12 protein-coding genes and 1 pseudogene are annotated in these 16,276 nt (G+C 73.4%); 10 read left to right on the forward strand and 3 right to left on the reverse strand.

Features of this window, described 5'->3' with window-relative positions; translation table 11 throughout:
* Nucleotides 1–117 precede the first annotated feature (117 nt).
* Entirely contained in the window at nucleotides 118–1,359 is a 1,242-nt protein-coding gene (locus ACZ38L_RS03195) for an adenylate/guanylate cyclase domain-containing protein (protein ID WP_465688687.1), read from the forward strand.
* A gap of 329 nt (nucleotides 1,360–1,688) precedes the next feature.
* Nucleotides 1,689–2,834 (forward strand): annotated as a pseudogene (locus ACZ38L_RS03200) (GGDEF domain-containing protein); the annotation flags it as partial.
* Between the two features lie 632 nt (nucleotides 2,835–3,466).
* Here the strand turns inward: ACZ38L_RS03200 and fdhD are convergent.
* On the reverse strand, nucleotides 3,467–4,315 hold the full coding sequence (fdhD, locus tag ACZ38L_RS03205) for a formate dehydrogenase accessory sulfurtransferase FdhD (protein ID WP_465688689.1): 849 nt from the start codon (nucleotides 4,313–4,315) through the stop codon (nucleotides 3,467–3,469).
* Between the two features lie 110 nt (nucleotides 4,316–4,425).
* On the opposite strand from fdhD, the gene hutH reads away from it, so the two are divergent.
* Nucleotides 4,426–6,012 carry a histidine ammonia-lyase gene (gene hutH / locus ACZ38L_RS03210; protein WP_465688691.1) on the forward strand — a complete coding sequence of 529 codons (1,587 nt, stop codon included), beginning with the start codon at nucleotides 4,426–4,428 and terminating at the stop codon, nucleotides 6,010–6,012.
* A 28-nt stretch (nucleotides 6,013–6,040) separates the two neighbouring features.
* Here the strand turns inward: hutH and ACZ38L_RS03215 are convergent, their stop codons facing one another.
* Nucleotides 6,041–6,487, reverse strand: coding sequence for a hypothetical protein (locus ACZ38L_RS03215; RefSeq protein ID WP_465688693.1), 447 nt, complete (start codon nucleotides 6,485–6,487; stop codon nucleotides 6,041–6,043).
* A 207-nt stretch (nucleotides 6,488–6,694) separates the two neighbouring features.
* Between ACZ38L_RS03215 and ACZ38L_RS03220 the strand changes: the two genes are divergently transcribed.
* From ACZ38L_RS03220 to hutI, 6 genes are all read left to right on the forward strand, one after another.
* Nucleotides 6,695–7,561 carry a MurR/RpiR family transcriptional regulator gene (locus ACZ38L_RS03220; protein ID WP_465688695.1) on the forward strand — a complete coding sequence of 289 codons (867 nt, stop codon included), beginning with the start codon at nucleotides 6,695–6,697 and terminating at the stop codon, nucleotides 7,559–7,561.
* 47 nt (nucleotides 7,562–7,608) lie between these two features.
* Nucleotides 7,609–7,953: a hypothetical protein gene (locus ACZ38L_RS03225; protein ID WP_465688697.1), complete on the forward strand. Its 345-nt coding sequence runs from the start codon at nucleotides 7,609–7,611 to the stop codon at nucleotides 7,951–7,953.
* Nucleotides 7,954–8,091: 138 nt separating this feature from the next.
* A complete protein-coding gene (gene hutU, locus ACZ38L_RS03230; RefSeq protein ID WP_465688699.1) occupies nucleotides 8,092–9,759 on the forward strand; it encodes a urocanate hydratase in 1,668 nt (555 codons plus the stop codon).
* A gap of 26 nt (nucleotides 9,760–9,785) precedes the next feature.
* Nucleotides 9,786–10,970: an allantoate amidohydrolase gene (locus ACZ38L_RS03235; protein WP_465688779.1), complete on the forward strand. Its 1,185-nt coding sequence runs from the start codon at nucleotides 9,786–9,788 to the stop codon at nucleotides 10,968–10,970.
* The gene (locus ACZ38L_RS03240; protein WP_465688701.1) at nucleotides 10,961–12,316 is read left to right on the forward strand and encodes a formimidoylglutamate deiminase; all 1,356 of its coding nucleotides are present in this window, start codon (nucleotides 10,961–10,963) and stop codon (nucleotides 12,314–12,316) included. Before ACZ38L_RS03235 ends, ACZ38L_RS03240 begins: the two co-directional genes overlap by 10 nt.
* A 52-nt stretch (nucleotides 12,317–12,368) precedes the next feature.
* Entirely contained in the window at nucleotides 12,369–13,535 is a 1,167-nt protein-coding gene (hutI, locus tag ACZ38L_RS03245) for an imidazolonepropionase (protein WP_465688702.1), read from the forward strand.
* A 65-nt stretch (nucleotides 13,536–13,600) separates the two neighbouring features.
* Here the strand turns inward: hutI and ACZ38L_RS03250 are convergent, their stop codons facing one another.
* Nucleotides 13,601–15,109, reverse strand: coding sequence for a peptide MFS transporter (locus ACZ38L_RS03250; RefSeq protein ID WP_465688704.1), 1,509 nt, complete (start codon nucleotides 15,107–15,109; stop codon nucleotides 13,601–13,603).
* Between the two features lie 482 nt (nucleotides 15,110–15,591).
* On the opposite strand from ACZ38L_RS03250, the gene ACZ38L_RS03255 reads away from it, so the two are divergent.
* On the forward strand, nucleotides 15,592–16,266 hold the full coding sequence (locus tag ACZ38L_RS03255) for a response regulator transcription factor (RefSeq protein ID WP_035848478.1): 675 nt from the start codon (nucleotides 15,592–15,594) through the stop codon (nucleotides 16,264–16,266).
* Nucleotides 16,267–16,276 lie beyond the last annotated feature (10 nt).

Consider the following 16,276-nt stretch of genomic DNA (forward strand, 5'->3'; position numbering starts at 1 on the left):
TGCGACCATTCCACCTGGCAACGGTGTGAGGCGCGCCACTGTCGGACCGACGGTGCCCGGCCTCACCGCGGAAGCAGGACATCGAGGCAAGTGCGACGACCGCACGGGGACGGACCGGTGGCAGACGAGGACGGCAGGCACCAGCCGGAGGACAGCCCGAACGGCGACGGCCCGAACGGTGACAACGGTCAGAGCGGCCAGAACGGCAACGGCCAGAACGGCAACGGGGGCCCCGAGGAGGCGGACCACACCGTCGCGCTGGATCTGGAGCGGCTGATCCTGGGGGCGCCGCGCCGCTACACCCCCTACCAGGCGGCCCGCACGGCCGAGGTGCCGATGGAGTTGGCCACCCGGTTCTGGCGGGCGATGGGCTTCCCGGACATCGGCCAGTCCCGGGCGCTCAACGACGGTGACGTGATCGCGCTGCGCCGGCTGGCCGGCCTGGTGGAGTCCGGGCTGATCAGCGAGTCGATGGCGATCCAGGTGGCCCGGTCGACCGGGCAGACCACCGCTCGGCTGGCCGGCTGGCAGATGGACACCTTCCTGGAGAACCTGACCCAGCCGGTCGAGCCGGGGATGACCCGGGCCGAGGTCGCGTACCCGCTGGTCGAGCTGCTGCTGCCGGAGCTGGAGCAGTTCCTGGTCTACGTCTGGCGCCGGCAGCTGGCCGCGGTCACCGGCCGGGTGGTGCAGGCCGCCGACGACGTCGAGATCACCAGTGGTCGGCTGGCGGTCGGCTTCGCGGACCTGGTCGGCTTCACCCGGCTCTCCCGGCGGCTGGAGGAGGAGGAGCTGGGCTCGCTGGTGGAGACCTTCGAGTCCACCTGCGCCGACCTGATCGCCGGTCAGGGCGGCCGGCTGATCAAGACCCTGGGCGACGAGATCCTCTACGTCTCGGAGGACCCGGTGACCGCAGCCGAGATCGCGCTCAGCCTGGTCGAGACGCTGACCGAGGAGGAGAGCATCCCCGCCCTGCGGGTCGGCATGGCCTTCGGCACGGTCACCTCGCGGATGGGCGACGTCTTCGGTACCACGGTCAACCTGGCCAGCCGGCTGACCTCGATCGCGCAGAAGGACGCGGTGCTGATCGACGGTGAGTTCGCCGCCGCGCTGGAGCAGGCCGGGGCGGCCTCCCGGGGTGGCGCGGACGGCTCCGGGACGGCCCAGGCCCAGCTGGCCGAGGCGCTCGCGGCGGCCTCCGGCACGCCGCTCGGCACGCTGGGGCAGCGGGCCGGGGAGGTCGAGGCGGCCGGCGGGCCGCGCTTCCAGTTGCACCCGATGTGGCGCCGGCCGGTGCGCGGGCTCGGGCTGGTCGAGCCGTGGCTGCTGGCCCGCCGGACCAGGGGGCCGCACGGCTGACGGCGGCCGGCGCGCGGCTGAGCGCCGGATCGCCGCCCGCCGCTCACCCGGTCGGCCCAAGCCCCACCGTTCTCCATAAACCGGGCATATCCTCAGCAAACACCCCTACGCTGGTGCCTGGGCCGGAACGGTGACCGTTGCCGGAACGGTGCTGCGGCAGGACGGTAGGGGCGAGCGTGGGCGGTGCGCAGGTGATGGCGGAACTCGGACACCCAGAACCGGCCCCGGGCCCGGCGGCCCCGGGTGAGGGCAGTGCCGCCGGGCCGGACCAGGTGACGGCCGTCGGCCTGGACCACCGGTTGCAGGCCGTGGTCGAGCTGGCCCAGGACATGGCCGGCGCGCAGAGCGCCCTGGAGGCGGTCCGGTCCGCCGCCGGCCGGGCCACCGAGGCGCTGGAGGCCACCATGGCGGCGATCTCGGTCTGGGACCGGGAGTCCGGCCGGCTGCGGGTCCTGGTCAACCACGGGGAGCTGGCCGCCGGGGAGGAGGAGATCCCGGAGGACGAGTCCTACCCGGTGGCCGACTTCCCGGAGATCGTCACCTATCTGGAGGAGCACTGGAGCACCGGCCGGCTGCCGCGCGCCTGGGTGCAGACCGCCGATGACCTGGTGCCGCACGCCGTCCACGCGCATCCGGGCGCGGGCGCGTTCTGTCAGCAGCGCGCCGCCGGTCTGCGCCGGCGCGGGCGGTCCTGCTGCCTGGTCGCCCCGATCGTGCTGCACGGCCAGGCCTGGGGCGAGCTCTACCTGGCCCGCGGCGAGGGGCTGCCGGTCTTCACCGAGTCGGACGCCCAGTACGCCACCCTGCTGGCGGCGCAGATCTCGGCCGGGCTCGCGCAGACCGAGCGGCTCGCCGACCTGCGCCGGCTGGCCTACACCGACCCGCTGACCGGGCTGGCCAACCGGCGCGCGGTGGACGCCCGGCTGGAGGCCGCGCTGGCCGCCCACAACCGCGACAACACCGTGGTCACCCTGGTGGTCTGCGACGTCAACGGGCTCAAGCGAATCAACGACCAGCACGGCCACGAGATGGGCGACCGGCTGCTGGAACGGTTCGCCAACCAGCTCTCGATGGCCGGCGCCAGGCTGCCCGGCTCGCTGGCCGCGCGGCTCGGTGGCGACGAGTTCTGCCTGCTGGCGGAGGGCCAGAAGGCCGACCAGGTGGTCGCGGTGGCCGAGGAGCTGTGCGCCCGCGCGCTGCAGCTGGCCGACGGGGAGGGGGTGGCCTGCGGGATCGCCTCGACCGGCGACTCGATCGGCCCGGTCTCCACCCCCGCCCGGCTGTTCCGGCTGGCCGACGCGGCGCAGTACCGGGCCAAGGCGGCCCGGTCGGCCCACCCGGTGGTGGCCGGCCGCAGCCACGGCCCGGGCCTGGAGCCCGATCCGACCGTGCTGCTCGCCGACGCCGCCGACCCACGGCACCGCGCGGACGGCCGGGGCCGGCCCGGCCCGGGCGGCGGTCGCGGCCCGCACGGCGACCGCCGGCGGATCCGCGGCGCCGCGCACAGCGCCGACCCGGGGCAACTGCTGACCGGCGTGCTCGGCGCGCTGGACCAGCAGGAGGGCACCCTCCGGCTCAGCCACCCCGCCGACACCCTGGGCCGGCTGACCACCGTCGCGGAGACCGCGGCCCGGCTGCTGGACGCGGTGGCCTGGTGGGTCTCCTACGTGCCGCCCGGCTCGCAGCTGATGCGCACCACGCAGCACGCCGTCTACCGGATGACCAAGGGTCCGTCCGCCTACGGCGAGAACGCGGTGTCACCGGGTGCGGCCCGCCGGGCGGAGGGCCAGCGGGCCCGGATCGAGGCCCCGGACGCCGTCTTCGACCTGCGCCACTACCCGCTGACCCGGCGCGCGGTGCGCGGCGGTAGCTTCGCGCTACGCACCGGCACGCCGGGCAACGACCCGGCCGAGGAGGCGGTCCTGGTGGTCGGCGGCTACCGGGGGATGGTCGCGGCGGGTGGTGCCAATCCGGCCGGCGGCTGGCTGTTGGAGCTGTTCGCGGACGACTCCACGCTGCCGCTCGGTCAGATCGCGCCGGCCCTGCGCACCCTGGTCGCGGTGGCGCTGTCCGGTCCGGCCTCGCCGCCGCCGAGCTGACGGCGGTCTCAGCCGATCCGGTCCGGCCGGGTGTAGACGTTGGCGCGCTCCCCGCGCAGGAAGCCGACCAGGGTGAGCCCCAGCTCCTCGGCCAGGTCCACCGCGAGCGAGGAGGGCGCGGAGACCGCGGCGAGCAGCGGCAGCCCGGCCAGCGCGGCCTTCTGGGTCAGCTCGAACGAGGCCCGGCCGCTGACCAGCAACAGGTGGCCGGTGAGCGGCAGCCGGCCCTCGCGCAGTGCCCAGCCGACCACCTTGTCTACCGCGTTGTGCCGGCCGACGTCCTCGCGGGCGCAGAGCAGCTCGCCGTCCGGCCCGAACAGGCCGGCCGCGTGCAGGCCGCCGGTGCTCTCGAAGGTGCGCTGGGCGGCCCGCAGCCGGTCCGGCAGCGCGTAGAGCAGGTCGGGACGGACGGTCAGCGGGTCGTCGGCGGGCTTCCAGCGGACGTGGGTGCGCACCGCGTCCACGGTGTCCCGGCCGCAGAGCCCGCAGGCGCTGGTGGTGAGCAGGTTGCGGTGGGCGGAGAGCGGCAGCGGACGGTCGCCGCGCAGCGTCGCGTCCACGATGTTGTAGCTGTTCGCGCCGGAGCTGTTCGCGCCGGAGCCGTTCGCCCCGTCCGGGTTGGTGCCGGCGCAGTAGCGCAGGGCGGCCAGCTGCTCGACGTCGTGCAGCAGGCCCTCGCCCACCAGGAAGCCTGCCACCAGGTCGAAGTCCTGACCCGGGGTGCGCATGGTGACGGTCAGTGGCTCGCCGCCGATCCGGATCTCCAGCGGCTCCTCGGCGGCCAGCGCGTCCGGCCGCAGCCCCCGCTCGGTCCCGTGCAGCCGTACCACCCGTCGCCGTGCCGTCGCCCGTGCCATGCCGTCCGCCTTCCGCCGCTGCCGTTCTCCCTCCAGGATGGGGCACAGAGCATCGTGCGATCCTCTGGTTGTCATATCTCCATTCAGCTGATCTGATAGTGCATATGGATATGCACAGTGCTGTGGCCCCCGACGCGCCCCTCGTCCAGGTCGGCAAGGCCGACGTCAGTGCCGAGGACGTGCTCGCCGTCGCGCGGGGCAACGCCCGGGTCGAGATCGGCCCCGACTCGCTGGCCGAAATGGCCGCCTCCCGCGCCCGGATCGACGCCCTGGCCGCCGAGCCGCGGCCGGTCTACGGCGTCTCCACCGGGTTCGGCGCGCTCGCCGTCCGGCACATCAGCCCCGAGCTGCGCGCCCAGCTGCAGCGCTCGCTGGTCCGCTCGCACGCGGCCGGCATGGGCCCGGCCGTCGAGCGCGAGGTCACCCGCGCGCTGATGTTCCTGCGCATGAAGACCCTGGCCTCCGGCCGCACCGGGGTCCGCCCGTTGGTCGCCGAGACCATGGCGGCGCTGCTCAACGCCGGCATCACCCCGGTGGTCCGCGAGTACGGCTCGCTCGGCTGCTCCGGCGACCTCGCGCCGCTCTCGCACTGCGCGCTGGTGCTGATGGGCGAGGGAGTCGCGTACGGCCCGGACGGCGTCGAGCGCCCGGCCGGCGAGCTGCTCGCCGAGGCCGGCATCACCCCGGTCGAGCTGCTGGAGAAGGAGGGCCTGGCCCTGATCAACGGCACCGACGGCATGCTCGGCATGCTGGTGATGGCCTGCGCCGACCTGGCCCGGCTGTTCACCACCGCCGACATCACCGCCGCGATGTCGCTGGAGGCGCTGCTCGGCACCGACAAGGTGCTCGCCCCCGAGCTGCACGGCCCGATCCGTCCGCACCCGGGCCAGGCGCTGAGCGCCGCCAACATGCTGGCCGTGCTGGGCGGTTCCGGCCTGACCGGGCACCACCAGGACGACGCCCCGCGGGTCCAGGACGCCTACTCGATCCGCTGCGCCCCCCAGGTGGCCGGTGCGGGCCGGGACACCCTGGCGCACGCCCGGCTGGTGGCCGACCGCGAGCTGGCCGCCTCGGTCGACAACCCGGTGGTGCTGCCGGACGGCCGGGTGGAGTCCAACGGCAACTTCCACGGCGCGCCGGTCGCCTACGTGCTGGACTTCCTCGCCGTCGCCACGGCCGACCTCGGCTCGATCGCCGAGCGCCGCACCGACCGGCTGCTCGACAAGGCCCGCTCGCACGGCCTGCCGGCCTTCCTGGCCGACGACCCGGGCGTGGACTCCGGTCTGATGATCGCCCAGTACACCCAGGCGGCCCTGGTCAGCGAGAACAAGCGGCTCGCCGTGCCGGCCTCGGTGGACTCGATCCCGTCCTCGGCGATGCAGGAGGACCACGTCTCGATGGGCTGGTCAGCCGCCCGCAAGCTGCGTCAGGCGATCGACAACCTGGGCCGGATCCTGGCCGTCGAGCTGACCGCCGCGGCCCGCGCGCTGGAGATCCGCGAGCAGGCGCACACCGGCGGCGAGGGCAGCCCGCTGGCGCCGGCCACCGCCGCCGCGGTCGCGGTGGCCCGGGAGGCCGGGGTCGGCGGTGCCGGCCGGGACCGGTTCCTCGCCCCGGACCTGGCGGCGGCCGAGGCGCTGGTCGCCTCGGGCGCGCTGGTGCGCGCCGTCGAGGCGGTCACCGGCCCGCTGGCCTAGTCGCCGTTCGGGCGCGGGTGAGCGGGCCTCAGGCCCACTCGCTCCGCCCGATCCGCGAGCGCCGCTCCTCCTCCCGGTGGTCGCGGCGCTGGCCGAGCGCGGCGGCGAAGTTAACCCCGACGATCCCCGCCCAGCACAGCAGCGTCCCGGCCAGACCGCTGGTGGTGGCGATGCCGGTCAGCGGGACCGCCATCACCAGCGAGATCGGCACCATCGTGTTGCCGCCCCAGCGGCGGCGCTCGCGGCGGGGCCGGTCGGTCTCGTACGGCGCGGGACCGTACGGCGCCGGGCCGTACGAGGCCAGCCGCTCGCCGACCCGCTGCTCCACCCGGGCGTCCAGCCGGGCGTCGATCCGGGCGAGGAAGGAGTCGACCAGCTCCGACTCGTACTCGGCGCCGAGCTCCTTGCGGGTGTGCAGGGCGGCCTCGAGATCGCGCCTCAGTTCTGACGGGCTGTCACCGGAACGGGTTTCCATGGTGGACAGCCTGAGCCCCGGCGGGCCCCGCGGTCCAGCCGGAGGCAGCCCTCTCAGGGGGAAATCAGGGTCTCCCCGGAGGGACCCGGAGGGAGCCCCCGGACGGGTTCCGGCGTCCCGGCGGGCGAGACGTTATTGCCTGCTCGGGGCCGCTGCTGCACAGTCGAGCCGACCAGCATGGTCCGCACCTCCTCGAAGGGACCGCCGATGTCCGAGACCGCCGAGCCGTCCCTGGGCCCGTCCGCCCGTCTGCTGGACCTGTTCGACAAGCAGCGGCTGACCCCGACCCAGCGTCGGATCGCCCACGCACTGGTCCGGCACGCCGCCGAGGCGCCCTTCCTGTCCAGTGTCGAGGTGGCCGAGCTGGCCGGGGTCAGTCAGCCGTCCGTCACCCGGTTCGCGGTGGCGCTCGGCTACGACGGCTACCCGGCGCTGCGCAGGCGGCTGCGCGAGCTGGGCGGCGGCGAGCCGGCCGCACCGGAGAGCGCGGACGAGGCGGTGCGCAACGAGCACCAGCAGGCGGTGCTGGCCGAGATCGCCCACCTGCGGCGGCTGGCCGAGCTGCTGGCCGACCCCGAGCCGATCGTCCGGGTGGCCCGGCTGCTGGCCGCCTCCCGACCGCTGCCGGTGCTCGGCCTGCGGGCCGCCTCGGCGCAGGCCGGCGGCTTCGCCTACTTCGCCGCCAAGGTGCACCCGGACATCCGGCTGCTGAACGAGGGCGGCAGCCTGCTCGCCGACCGGATCGAGCAGGCCGCGGCGGCCGGCGCGAGCGCGCTGCTCTGCTTCGCGCTGCCGCGCTACCCGCGCGAGCTGATGGACGCCCTGGCGGTGGCCCGGGACTGCGGGCTGACCGTGGTCACCGTCGCCGACAGCGCCTTCGCGCCGGTCGCCAAGCTCTCCGACCTGATGCTGCCGGCCGAGGTGGGCACCGGCCTGGTCTTCGACACGGCCTGCGCGCCGATGGTGCTGGGTCGGGTGCTGCTGCAGAGCATGTGTGACGAACTCCCTGACGCGGAGGCCAGGTTGGAGGCCATTGAACAGTCCGCCGCGGCCCGCGGACTGTTCCTGGAGTAGGGGTACGGACCCGCGGTGGCGGGCATCCTTCGGAGAGGTGAACGGGGGTGTCCGCGATGCGCGTGATCCACGAAATGAGACCGGTCGGCAGACTCTCCTCCGGGGCCGAGGAGTGGGCCTGTCCCAGCTGCGGCCGGCGGGTCGCGCTGGGCGGTGGGCAACCCGGGCTCACCGTGCTGGACCCGGGCGACGAGAGCGCCGTGCACATCGGCATCGTGGATCCCCGGCCGGCCGCGGGGCCGGCCGAGCGCTACGGGTTGGGCCCGGTGCAGGAGATCCCGCGCCCGACGTCGCTGCCGATGACCCCGGCGGATCCGGCCGAGACGGCCGAGCGGGACCGCGCGTGGCTGGCCGAGAACGGCATCGACTGGGACGGCGACAGCGCGGCCTGAGGCGTGCCCGCGCGCCCTGGCGGGCCGGTGCCCGGACTGTTCAGATGGTGGGAGGAGGGGTCTGGTCGGCGGCCGTTTGTTTGGATATATTCAGGCCGACCGATTGTGAATGAATCTATCCGCAAGGAGGCCGGAAGCATGGTGCAGCAGACGAGCGGCCCGCGCGAGGTGCGCGCGGCCCGTGGGACCAACCTCAGCGCCCAGGGCTGGCAGCAGGAGGCCGCCCTGCGGATGCTCATGAACAACCTCGACCCCGAGGTCGCCGAGCACCCGTCCAAGCTGGTCGTCTACGGCGGCACCGGCAAGGCCGCCCGTGACTGGCGCTCGTACGACGCCATGGTGCGCACCCTGCGGACCCTGAAGCAGGACGAGACCATGCTGGTCCAGTCCGGCCGCCCGGTCGGCGTGATGCAGACCCACGAGTGGGCGCCGCGGGTGCTGATCGCCAACTCCAACCTGGTCGGTGACTGGGCCAACTGGGAGGAGTTCCGCCGGCTGGAGAGCCTCGGCCTCACCATGTACGGCCAGATGACCGCCGGTTCGTGGATCTACATCGGCACCCAGGGCATCCTCCAGGGCACCTACGAGACCTTCGCCGCCGTCGCCGCCAAGAAGTTCGGCGGCAGCCTGGCCGGCACCATCACGCTCACCGCCGGCCTCGGCGGGATGGGCGGCGCCCAGCCGCTGGCCGTCACCATGAACGGCGGCGTGGCGATCTGCATCGACTGCGACCCGTCCCGGATCTCCCGGCGGATCGAACACCGCTACCTGGACGTCGAGGCCAACGACCTGGCCCACGCGCTCGACCTGGCCACCACCGCCCGCGACCGCAAGCAGCCGCTCTCCATCGGCCTGCTCGGCAACGCCGCGGAGCTGTTCCCGCAGCTGCTCGCGACGGACGCGCCGATCGACATCGTCACCGACCAGACCAGCGCCCACGACCCGCTGAGCTACCTGCCGATCGGCGTCGACTTCGACGACATGGCGGACTACGCGGCGAGCAAGCCGGCCGAGTTCACCCAGCGCTCGCGCGAGTCGATGGCCAAGCACGTGGAGGCCATGGTCGGCTTCCAGGACAAGGGCGCCGAGGTCTTCGACTACGGCAACTCGATCCGCGGCGAGGCCCAACTCGCCGGCTACAAGCGGGCGTTCGAGTTCCCCGGGTTCGTCCCGGCGTACATCCGCCCGCTGTTCTGCGAGGGCAAGGGCCCGTTCCGCTGGGCCGCGCTCTCCGGCGACGCCCGGGACATCCAGAAGACCGACCAGGCCGTGCTCGACCTCTTCCCGGAGAACGAGTCGCTGCACCGCTGGATCAAGATGGCCCAGGAGAAGGTGCACTTCCAGGGCCTGCCGGCGCGGATCTGCTGGCTCGGCTACGGCGAGCGCGACAAGGCCGGCGAGCGCTTCAACGACATGGTCGCCAGCGGCGAGCTCTCCGCGCCGATCGTGATCGGCCGCGACCACCTGGACTGCGGATCGGTCGCCTCGCCCTACCGGGAGACCGAGGCGATGCTGGACGGCTCGGACGCGATCGCCGACTGGCCGCTGCTCAACGCCATGGTCAACGTCGCCTCCGGCGCCTCCTGGGTCTCCATCCACCACGGCGGCGGCGTCGGGATCGGCCGCTCGATCCACGCCGGCCAGGTCACGGTGGCCGACGGCACCCCGCTGGCCGGCGAGAAGATCCGCCGGGTGCTCACCAACGACCCGGGCATGGGCGTGATCCGGCACGTGGACGCCGGCTACGACCGCGCGGTCGAGGTCGCGGACGAGCGCGGGGTCCGCGTCCCGATGGGTGAGCTGTGACCCTGGACCCCACCTCGTACCGCCGGATGTGGGCGGAGCTGCTCCCGGTGGGCCGCTCCGCCGCGTCCGGCGGCTACCGCCGGCACGCCTGGAACGCCGCCGACGCCGAGTGCCGGGCCTGGTTCGAGGAGCAGGCCCGGGCCCGCGGGCTGGCCTACGAGCTGGACCGCAACGGCAACCAGTGGGCCTGGCTCGGTGATCCCGCCGGCGACGGCGCGATCGTCACCGGCTCGCACCTGGACTCGGTGCCGGACGGCGGCGCGTACGACGGTCCGCTCGGCGTGGTCTCCTCCTTCGCGGCGGTGGACGAGCTGCGTCGCAGGGGTGCGCGGCTCGACCGGCCGCTCGCCGTGGTCAACTTCGGCGACGAGGAGGGCGCCCGGTTCGGCGTCGCCTGCGTCGGATCCCGGCTCGCCACCGGCCTGCTGACCCCGGACCAGGCCCACGAGCTGCGCGACGCCGACGGCGTCCGGCTGCCGGACGCCATGGAACGGGCCGGCCACGACCCGGCGGCGATCGGCGCCGACCCCGAGCGGCTGGCCCGGATCGGCGCCTTCGTGGAGCTGCACGTCGAGCAGGGCCGCTGGCTGACCGAGGACCAGCCGGTCGGCGTGGCCAGCGCCATCTGGCCGCACGGCCGCTGGCGCTTCGACTTCCACGGCGAGGCCAACCACGCGGGCACCACCCGGATCGACGACCGCCGCGACCCGATGCTCACCTTCGCCACCACCGTGCTGGCGGCCCGCAAGAAGGCCCGGCTGGCCGGCGCGCTGGCCACCTTCGGCAGGGTCGCCGTCGAGCCCAACGGCACCAACGCGATCGCCTCGCTGGTGCGCGGCTGGCTGGACTCCCGGGCGGCCGACGAGGCCACCCTGGACGCGGTGGTCGAGCAGATCCGGCAGGCGGCCGACGAGCGCGGCGAGCGCGACGGCGTCAAGGTCGAGCTGACCCGCGAGTCCTACACCCCGGTGGTGGACTTCGACGGGCCGCTGCGGGACCGGCTGGCCCGCACCCTGGGCGGCGTCCCGGTGCTGCCGACCGGCGCCGGACACGACGCCGGGATCCTGGCATCGGCGGTCCCGACCGCCATGCTGTTCGTACGAAACCCGAGCGGCGTCTCGCACTCCCCGGCCGAACACGCCGAGGAGGCCGACTGCCTCGCGGGAGTGGCGGCACTCGCGGACGTCCTGGAGGACCTGGCATGTCAGTGACCCCGGTGTACTGGGCGGAACTCGCCTGGCTGCCGCACGTCAACGGCCCGGTGGTGGAGGCCGAGGTGCTGGTCGAGGTGGCCGCGGACGGGACGATCGCCAAGGTCACCCCGGACAGCGGCCCCTGCCCGCCGCAGGCCGTCCGGCTGGACGGCCTGCTCGTCCCCGGCCAGGCGAACGCGCACTCGCACGCCTTCCACCGGGCGCTGCGCGGCACCGCCCAGGTCGGCTCGGGCACCTTCTGGACCTGGCGGGACACCATGTACCGGTTCGCCGGCGCGCTGGACCCGGACAGCTACCTGGCGCTGGCCACCGCGGTCTACGCCGAGATGGCGCTGGCCGGGATCACCGCGGTGGGGGAGTTCCACTACCTGCACCACGCCCCCGGCGGCGGCCGGTACGACGATCCCAACGCGATGGGCGAGGTGCTGATCGAGGCCGCCGCCCGGGCCGGGATCCGGATCACCCTGCTGGACACCTGCTACCTCTCGTCCGGCTTCGGTGCCGAGCTGACCAAGCCCCAGCTCCGGTTCGGCGACGGCGACGCGCACGCCTGGGCCGAACGGGCGAGCGCGCTGCGTCCGCGCCCGCACGCCCGGATCGGCGCGGCGATCCACTCGGTGCGCGCCGTCCCGGCCGAGCAGCTCTCCACCGTCGCGCACTGGGCGGCGATGCGGCAGGCCCCGCTGCACGTCCACCTCTCCGAGCAGACCGCGGAGAACGACGCCTGCCTGACCGCGCACGGGGTCACCCCGACCCGGCTGCTCGCCGACCACGGCGTGCTCGGACCGCGCACCTCCGCGGTGCACGCCACCCACCTGAGCGACGAGGACGTCAAGCTCCTCACCGACTCCTCGACTGTCATCTGCATGTGCCCGACCACCGAGCGCGACCTGGCCGACGGCATCGGCCCGGCCCGCCGGTTGGCCAGCGCCGGCTGCCCGATCACCCTGGGCAGCGACAGCCACGCGGTGATCGACCCGTTCGAGGAGGCCCGCGCGCTGGAGCTGGACGAGCGGCTGCGCACCCGCACCCGCGGCCACTGGACGGCCAACGCGCTGCTGCGGGCCGGCACCGAGGACGGCCACGCCTCGCTGGGCTGGCCGGAGGCCGGTCGGATCGAGGCCGGCGCGCTGGCCGACTTCACGGTGATCGCGCTGGACTCGGTGCGCACCGCCGGGCCGGCTCCGCGACTGGGCGCGGAGACCGCGGTCTTCGCGGCGAGCGCGGCCGACGTGCGGCACGTGGTGGTCGGCGGCCGGCCGATCGTGCGGGACGGGCGGCACCAGCTGGTCGCCGACGTCCCGGCCGCGCTGCGCGACTCGATCGGCGTGCTGCTTCGCTGACGCCCTTCGCCGACCGCCGTTCCCCTGACCGCCACGCCGCCGAGAGGGCCCCATGAGCAGCACCCTGATCACCAACATCGGCACCCTGGTCACCAACGACCCGTCGCGCCCCGGCCTGCTCGGGACGGTCGAGCGGGCCGCCGTCGTGATCGACGGCTCGGTGGTGACCTGGACCGGTGACGCGGCCGACGCGCCGGCCGCCGACCAGCGGATCGACGCCGAGGGCCGGGCGCTGCTCCCGGGCTTCGTCGACTCGCACGCCCACCTGGTCTTCGCCGGCGACCGCACCGCCGAGTTCAACGCCCGGATGTCCGGCCAGGCCTACACCGCAGGCGGGATCCGGACCACGGTCGCCGCGACCCGGGCCGCCAGCGACGCCGAGCTGGACGCCAATCTGGCCCGGTTCGTCGGTGAGGCGCTGCGCCAGGGCACCACCACCATCGAGTGCAAGTCCGGCTACGGCCTGACCGTCGCCGACGAGGCCCGGGCGCTGCGGATCGCCGCCGCGCACACCGCGGAGACCACCTACCTGGGCGCCCACGTGGTGGCCCCCGAGTACGCCGACGACCCGGCCGGCTACGTCGACCTGGTGACCGGCGAGATGCTGGACGCCTGCGCCCCGCACGCCCGCTGGGTCGACGTCTTCTGCGAGACCGGCGCCTTCGACGGCGACCAGGCGCGGGCCGTGCTCACCGCGGGCGTCAAGCGCGGCCTGATCCCCCGGGTGCACGCCAACCAGCTCTCGTACGGCCCGGGCGTGCAGCTCGCGGTCGAGCTGGGCGCCGCCTCGGCCGACCACTGCACCCACCTGACCGACGCGGACGTCTCGGCGCTGGCGGAGGGCGAGACGGTCGCCACCCTGCTGCCCGGCGCGGAGTTCTCCACCCGCGCCCCCTACCCGGACGCGCGCCGGCTGCTCGCCGCGGGCGCCACCCTCGCACTCTCCACCGACTGCAACCCGGGCTCCAGCTTCACCAGCTCGATGGCCTTCTGCATCGCGGTGGCGGTCCGCGAGATGGGGATGACCCCGGACGAGGCCGTGCACGCCGCCACCGCCGGCGGCGCCCGGGCGCTGCGCCGCACCGACGTCGGCCACATCGCCCCCGGCGCCCGCGCCGACCTGCTCCTCCTCGACGCCCCCTCGCCGGTCCACCTGGCCTACCGCCCGGGCGTCCCGCTGACCGCCGCCGTCTGGCGGGCCGGCGTCCGCGAGGTGTAGCGACGCGGCGAAGGGCCGGTACCCCCGCGGGGGTACCGGCCCTTCGCCGCGTGGTGCGCCGTGCGTCAGTGCACGTCGCCCAGCAGCTCACCGATCCGCTTGCGACCCATCCAGATCGCGAAGCCGGCCAGGGCGACGGCGATGCCCTGGATGGCGAAGGACGGGGTGCTGAGGAACGCGTTGCCCAGGAACTGCTGGAGCAGGCTCGCCACGCAGTCACCGGCGGTGACGGCGAGGAACCAGATGCCCATCATCTGGCTGGCGTACTTCTTCGGCGCCAGCTTGGTGGTGACGGACAGGCCGACCGGCGACAGGCTCAGCTCGGCGATGGTCTGGACCAGGTAGACCATGGTCAGCCAGAGCGGGGAGACCTTGACGCCACCGGAGGCGGCCAGCATCGCCAGCATCATCACGGCGAAGGAGAGGCCGATGCCGTACAGGCCGTAGACGAACTTGCTGGTGGTGGGCGGGTTCTTGCCGATCTTGGCCAGTCGGACCCAGAGCCAGGCCACGACCGGGGCCAGCGCCATGATGAACAGCGGGTTCAGTGACTGGAACCAGCTGGACGGGAAGTTGAAGCCGAACAACTTGCTCGCGGTGTTGTTGCTGGCGAAGACGGTCAGCGTGGAGCCGGACTGGTCGTAGATCATCCAGAACGCGGCGGCCGCGACGAAGAACCAGACGTAGCCGGAGACCTTGTTGTTCTCGTCCTTGGTCAGCTCGGGGTCGCGCTTGATCCGGGCGAAGACCAGGATCGGCAGCGCGATGCCGGCCAGTGACAGCGGGGTGAGCACCCAGTTGATGGTGAAGACTCCGGCCAGGCCGACGCCGCCGTAGCAGACCACGGCGATGCCCAGCCAGAGCGCGACCTTGCGCAGCAGCGAGGTGCGGTCGGCGGTGGTCAGCGGAGCGCGGACGACGTCGCTCTCCTTGCTGAGGTGGCGCGAGCCGAGCAGGTACTGGGTCAGGCCGATCGCCATGCCGATGCCGGCCAGCGCGAAGCCCAGGTGCCAGTTGACGCTCTGCCCGACGGTGCCGATCACCAGCGGCGCGAGGAAGGCACCGAGGTTGATCCCCATGTAGAAGATGGTGAAGCCACCGTCGCGGCGGGGGTCGTTCCGGTCCGGGTAGAGGTGGCCGACCATCGTCGAGATGTTGGCCTTCAGCAGGCCGGAACCGATGGCGATGCAGCCGAGGCCGGCGAAGAAGGCGCCCTTGTTCGGCACCGCCAGCAGGAAGTGGCCGACCATGATGATGCCGCCACCGACGCCGACGGTCTTGCGAGCGCCCCAGAGGCGGTCGCTGATCCAGCCGCCGGGCAGTGCCAGCAGGTAGACCATGGCGTTGTACACGCTGTAGATGGCCAGACCGGTGGCCGTGTTGAAGGCCAGTCCGCCCTTGGCCGCCGGGGCGACCAGGTAGAGCACCAGCAGGGCCCGCATGCCGTAGAAGCTGAAGCGCTCCCACGTCTCGGTCATGAAGAGTGTGGCGAGTCCTCGGGGGTGCCCGAAGAAGGTCTTGCCGCCAGGCGGAGCCGGCTGCACGCCGGAATCCAGGGTGGTGGTTGACGCCATCTGTAGTGGTTCCTTGCCTGAATGCGCCGGGACACCGCCGCCAACGAGGTGGGGGACGACGGTGCCCGGACAACCGAGGTTGGCCCTGCACGCTGCTCGGGCAGAGACGACCCGAGGTACATGACATGGGGACGTGACTACTGTACGTCCGGGTTTTCCGGGACATCGGAGGACAAAGAACGCCAAAGTAGTAACAGAACCGTAAAGGTAGGCTGGCTAACGATCGTAAATCCATGGTAAGTCAGCGTTAACTCCTTCGAAGTCAAGGTCCAACTGGAGAATCTTCGCCGCGGTGGGGGAGCCGACCGGATGATCGGGAGTTACCTGATCTTCACCGGCGATTACTCGTTGTGAACTACCTCACAGAACCGACCGACCGTCCGATTGGGCCGTCCGATGCAGTGCGGCCGCTCCGGGGCCGTCGCCGTCGGGTGGTGGTGGAGGACTGATCGACAGGCCCCGGGCCGACTACCATCGCCCCTATGACCTGTGTGCTGCTCGCCGAGGACGACCCGGCAATCTCGGAACCGCTGGCCCGCGCCCTGCGACGCGAGGGCTACGAGGTGCTCGTCCGCGAGGACGGCCCGTCCGCCCTGGAAGCCGGGCTGGAGGAGGAGGTCGACCTGGTCGTCCTCGACCTCGGCCTGCCCCAGATGGACGGCCTGGAGGTGTGCCGCCGGCTGCGCGCCGACGGCAAGAGCTGCCCGGTGCTGGTGCTCACCGCCCGGGCGGACGAGGTGGACACCGTGGTCGGCCTGGACGCCGGCGCCGACGACTACGTGACCAAGCCGTTCCGGCTGGCCGAGCTGCTGGCCCGGGTCCGGGCCCTGCTGCGGCGCGGCAACGTGGACTCGCTCTCCACCGGGGCGCACGGCGTGCGGATCGACATCGAGTCCCACCGCGCCTGGGTCGGCGAGGAGGAGCTCACCCTCTCCGCCAAGGAGTTCGAGCTGCTGCGGGTGCTGGTGCGGGACGCCGGCCGGGTGGTCACCCGGGAGGACATCATGCGCCAGGTCTGGGACACCACCTGGTGGACCTCGACCAAGACCCTCGACATGCACATCTCCTGGCTGCGCAAGAAGCTCGGCGACGACGCGACCAACCCGCGCTACATCGCCACCGTCCGCGGTGTCGGATTCCGGTTCGAGAAGAACTGAGTCCCGATCA

The sequence above is a fragment of the Kitasatospora sp. NPDC024654 genome, from assembly GCF_055559155.1.